Annotated in this window: 4 protein-coding genes; 1 reads left to right on the forward strand and 3 read right to left on the reverse strand. The window is 66.4% G+C overall.

All coding sequences use genetic code 11. The features are described from left to right. From WAW85_RS01990 to WAW85_RS02000, 3 genes are all read right to left on the reverse strand, one after another. Nucleotides 1–1170 (reverse strand): branched-chain amino acid ABC transporter permease (locus WAW85_RS01990; protein ID WP_422557985.1); only part of this gene is annotated, 1170 nt, incomplete at its 3' end. 87 nt (nucleotides 1171–1257) lie between these two features. After that, the gene (locus WAW85_RS01995; protein ID WP_422557986.1) at nucleotides 1258–2484 is read right to left on the reverse strand and encodes an ABC transporter substrate-binding protein; all 1227 of its coding nucleotides are present in this window, start codon (nucleotides 2482–2484) and stop codon (nucleotides 1258–1260) included. A gap of 110 nt (nucleotides 2485–2594) precedes the next feature. Continuing rightward, a complete protein-coding gene (locus tag WAW85_RS02000) occupies nucleotides 2595–3563 on the reverse strand; it encodes an NADPH:quinone oxidoreductase family protein (RefSeq protein WP_422557987.1) in 969 nt (322 codons plus the stop codon). Between the two features lie 144 nt (nucleotides 3564–3707). Between WAW85_RS02000 and WAW85_RS02005 the strand changes: the two genes are divergently transcribed. Beyond that, nucleotides 3708–4040 carry a hypothetical protein gene (locus tag WAW85_RS02005; protein WP_422557988.1) on the forward strand — a complete coding sequence of 111 codons (333 nt, stop codon included), beginning with the start codon at nucleotides 3708–3710 and terminating at the stop codon, nucleotides 4038–4040. The last annotated feature ends 84 nt before the right edge of the window (nucleotides 4041–4124 follow it).

The raw sequence follows: 4124 nt of genomic DNA on the forward strand, positions 1-4124 counted from the left end.
GGACAGTGAATAGGCCGCGGCCCCAGCCAGCGACAACTGCGCCAGCGATACCTGACCCGCATAACCGGTGACCACCACCTGGGAGAGGGCGATGATGCCGAAGATCAGGCTCATCACCACGGCCAACCGGGTACTGCCCGAGGTGCCCACGATGGCGACCACGGCCACCAGCACGCCCAGCACCGCCGGGATCAGGATCTGGTTGGGGCGAGGCGAGCGCCCCAGATCGTTGCGAGTAATGGCGCCGCGGCCGGGTAGGCGCTGCCCACGGACCAGTAGGAAGATGATGATGAGCAGCAACGGAACAGCCTCGGCGACGCCCGCATCGGGGATCCAGTCGTAACTCACCTGCAGTTTGGTCGCCTCCGATTGCAGCATGCCGATCAGCAGACCAGCCAGCACGGTGAGGCCAACCGACGAGAAGTTGCCGACCAGGGCGGCGGCCAGGGCCGGCACGATGAACATGGTGTAGGCCACCGGATTCAACGGCACCATCGGGGCGATCAGCACACCGCCGATACCGGCGGTGGCCGAGCTCAGCGCCCAGTTGGCGACGGCGATCCGGTCCGGCGAGAGCCCGGTGACCAGCGCGCCCTTCTCCGATTCGGCGGCAGCCTCGGTGGCAATCCCGAAGCGGGTGTAGCGCAGCACCAGACCGGCCAGCACGGCGAGGCCGACGATCACCGCGGCCAACCAGAAGTTGGCGGTCGGCACCGATATCGAGCCGATCTTGATGGTCTCGGCCGGGAAGATCCGAGCGACGGTCGGCGTCGCCGTACCCACCCGCAATGCCAGTAATGCCTGCAACACGAGCATGACACCGATCGCCGCGACCGCCTTGGCGAGCGCGGGTGCGGTGCGCAGTGGCCGGAAGACCACCAGGTACAGGATCACGCCCACGAGAGCGGCGATCAGCACCGAGAGCAGCAGGGCCGGCAGGATCGCCCATTTGCCGCCCACGTCGATGGTCGCCGGCAGACCCGGGATCGGGTTGAGCAGCTCGCCCTGCCGCAGAAAGGCGAAAGTGTAGGCGGCGTACAGCGCGATGGCGCCGGTGGCGAAGTTCACCACGCCGGAGCTCTTGTAGGTCATCACCAGCGCCAGGCCGAGGGCGGCGAATACCGCGCCGTTGCCCAGTCCGAGGGTGAAGAAGGCTAAGTGGTCAATCACGAGAACTCCGATGCCGCCGTGGAGGGACGCCGCGGGCGAGAGTTCGCCGGGCCGCCCACGGCGACCCGGCGAACTCTCGAGCGTCGATCAGTTGTTGACAACCTGCGTATCGGTGAACTTCAGATCGCTGGCGACGGTGCTGACCAGCATTGCCTTGCTGCACAAGGAAGGCAGCTGCGGCATTGCCTGGCCGTTGCAGGTGAAGGTGAGACCCGGGGCGGCTGGCACCGGCACGTCCTTGGCACCGCGCAGGGCGGCCTTCATCTGCTCGGGGCCGACGCCGTTGCCCGGCAGCGCCGAGCCGACCTCGCCGATGGCCATGACGACCTGGTAGCCCAGGTAGCCCAGACCCTGTGGATCGGTGTCCGCGGCGTACTTGGCCATGATGCTGCGGTACAGCACCACCGACTCGTCGTCACTGGTCAGGTTCACTGTGGTGAAGGCCTTGGCGCCGGTGACCGCTTCGGCGCCGACGGCGTCGATGACCGGCTTGTCCAGGCAGCTGGCGATCAGGTATTTCTGCACGTCCGGTGCGGCCGTCTGCATCGCTTTGAGGCCCTGGATGCACTGGCGCGAGTCGCCCAGAATGGTCACCGCGCCCGGATTGTCGCCCAAGCCCGCGGTGATCTGCGGGGTCGGGTCGGCGGTGGCCGACGGGATCACGACCACGTTGAGTTCAACGCCGGCCTGAGCGAACATCGGCTGGCCGAGCGCCCGCACCGAGGCGGCCGCGTCGCCGGTGTCACCGATCAACACGGTCAGCTTTTTGACGCCGTCCTTGGCTGCGGTGGCGGCCTGGGCCGCGAGCACCGAGACGATGCCACCGGAGAGCATGAAGGCATCGGGGTTGACCATTTCGGCCTGCGAGACTGGGGCCTGCGCCACATACGGAATACCAGCGCCGGCGATGATCGGAAGCATCACGGCACCCTGCGCGCCGAGTGGGGTCACCACGGCGGCAACCTTATTCTCCACCATCTCGTTGGCGCATTGGGTAGCGGTGGCGGGCTCTTCGTGCTGCTTGCAGACCACCAGCTCGATCTTGTGCCCGCCGATGCCGCCACCATTCTCATTCAGGTATTGCGCGGCCGCTTCACCGCCCTCGCGCACGCTCGGCAGCGACACCGCTCCGCCCTCCGGTGCGATGAAACCGATCTTGATCGGCTCGCCCGTTGCCGGATTGTCCGGCAGCGTGGTGGTCGGTCCGCTGGCGGTGGTGGCGTCGTCGTCGTCCGACGAGCACGCGGTGAGGCCACCGAAGACCAGCGCGGCCGCAGCACCGACCACCAGGGTGGACCGGAGGGTCCGTTTCATGTGAGTGGAAGCGTTCAACTTGCCGTCCCTTCAATTAGTGAGGTCTCCGGGACTGTAACAAGTTCTAGTGGCACATCTCACAAAACGCACAGATCGGTCAGCGGCCCACGTCACTCCGCGACGGTGACCACTGCCTTGCCGCGTACCCGCCCCTCGGCCAAATCGGCGAGTGCTTGCGGAAGGTCGGCCAGCGCATAGGTGGAGTTCACCGGCGGCCGCATCCCGGCGTCGATCATCTCGACCAGCTCGTCGTGCAATAGGCCCGGGACGTCCGGGTGGGTGCGGATGTACTCGCCCCAGGCCGCGCCGACCACGGCGATGTTGCGGAACAGCACCCGATTGAGTTTGACGGTCGGGATCCCGCCGGCGGCGAAACCGATCACCACGTAGCGGCCGTCCGGGGCGACGGTACGCAGCGCATCGTCGAAGACCTCCCCGCCCACCGGATCGATCAGCACGTCTACACCACCCTCGGACAGTTCCAGCACACGATCCTTCCAGCCGTCGGCGAGCTGAACCACCTCGTCGGCGCCGAGCCCGCGCAACATTTCTTCGGCCCCGGTGCGATGTACGACGGCGATCACTTTGGCGCCCATGGCCTTGGCTACCAGGATCGATGCCACACCCACGCCGCCGGCGGCGCCGAGCACAGCAACCACCTCGCCGGGCGCGGTCTGTGCGCGCAGCTTCAGCGCAAACAGCGCGGTCTGGAAGTTGATGCCCATGGCCGCACCCTCGTCGAAGGTCAGCTGCTCGGGCATGGGAAACAGCTGTTGCGGTACGGCGAGGACCTGCTCGGCGAAGCCGCCCAGCATCGACATGACCAAGACCCGGTCGCCGGGCGCGAACCCGGAATCGTCGGGTGCCGTGCGCACCACGCCCGCCACCTCGGTGCCCGGCGTGAACGGCAGCGGCGGCCGCAGCTGGTACTTACCCTGACTCATCAGCAGATCGGGGAAGCAGACCCCGCAGCTCTTGATGTCGACAAGCACCTGGCCGGGTCCGGCGACCAGATCGGGCACCTCCTGGAGTTCGAATCCTGCGGGCCCATTCTCTGCCGTCAACACCTGTGCCTTCATGCCGCCCACGCTACGTCCCCACCCACACCCGCGAGCGCCCTTTGCGCCCCGAGCGGAACGGCCGACGATTCAATCGATCGGCCGATACTCCAGGAACCGCGCGAACCATACGCTTGCCTGGCAACCGAATCCGATGGAGAAACAATGACGACGGCAGCGCCCCCGATCGCGATGTTGCCGGGTGAATCAATCATCCGGCAACAGAGCTTCACACCCCACCTGATCCTCACCTACTTGAAGACCACCGTGATCCTGACGAATCGCCGCCTCGTGGTGAGCTCACCGAACACCATCTTCGGGCTCATCCCCCACGGCTACTCGGTACACACGGCTCCCATCGAGTCGATCACCGACGTCGCGTACGGCAACGGCCGGGAGACCGGGGCGATGGGAAAGCTCACGCTCCTCCTGGTTCCTCTGATCGCGCTCTTTCTCTTCGCCGTCCTCGTGCTGCCGACGTTCGGAGCGGGGTTCTGACATGGGCGCACTGGGATTCCTGATCTTCCTCCTCCTCGTGGCCATCATCGTCATCTGGTGGATCGTCTCGGCAAAGACGTACCT

Source organism: Gordonia sp. (in: high G+C Gram-positive bacteria), assembly GCF_049299075.1.
Lineage (GTDB): Bacteria > Actinomycetota > Actinomycetes > Mycobacteriales > Mycobacteriaceae > Gordonia.

Coding starts and splice junctions, on each gene's coding strand:
- WAW85_RS01995 (WP_422557986.1), bottom strand. CDS start 2,484: ATGAAACGGACCCTCCGGTCCACCCTGGTGGTCGGTGCTGCGGCCGCG.
- WAW85_RS02000 (WP_422557987.1), bottom strand. CDS start 3,563: ATGAAGGCACAGGTGTTGACGGCAGAGAATGGGCCCGCAGGATTCGAA.
- WAW85_RS02005 (WP_422557988.1), top strand. CDS start 3,708: ATGACGACGGCAGCGCCCCCGATCGCGATGTTGCCGGGTGAATCAATC.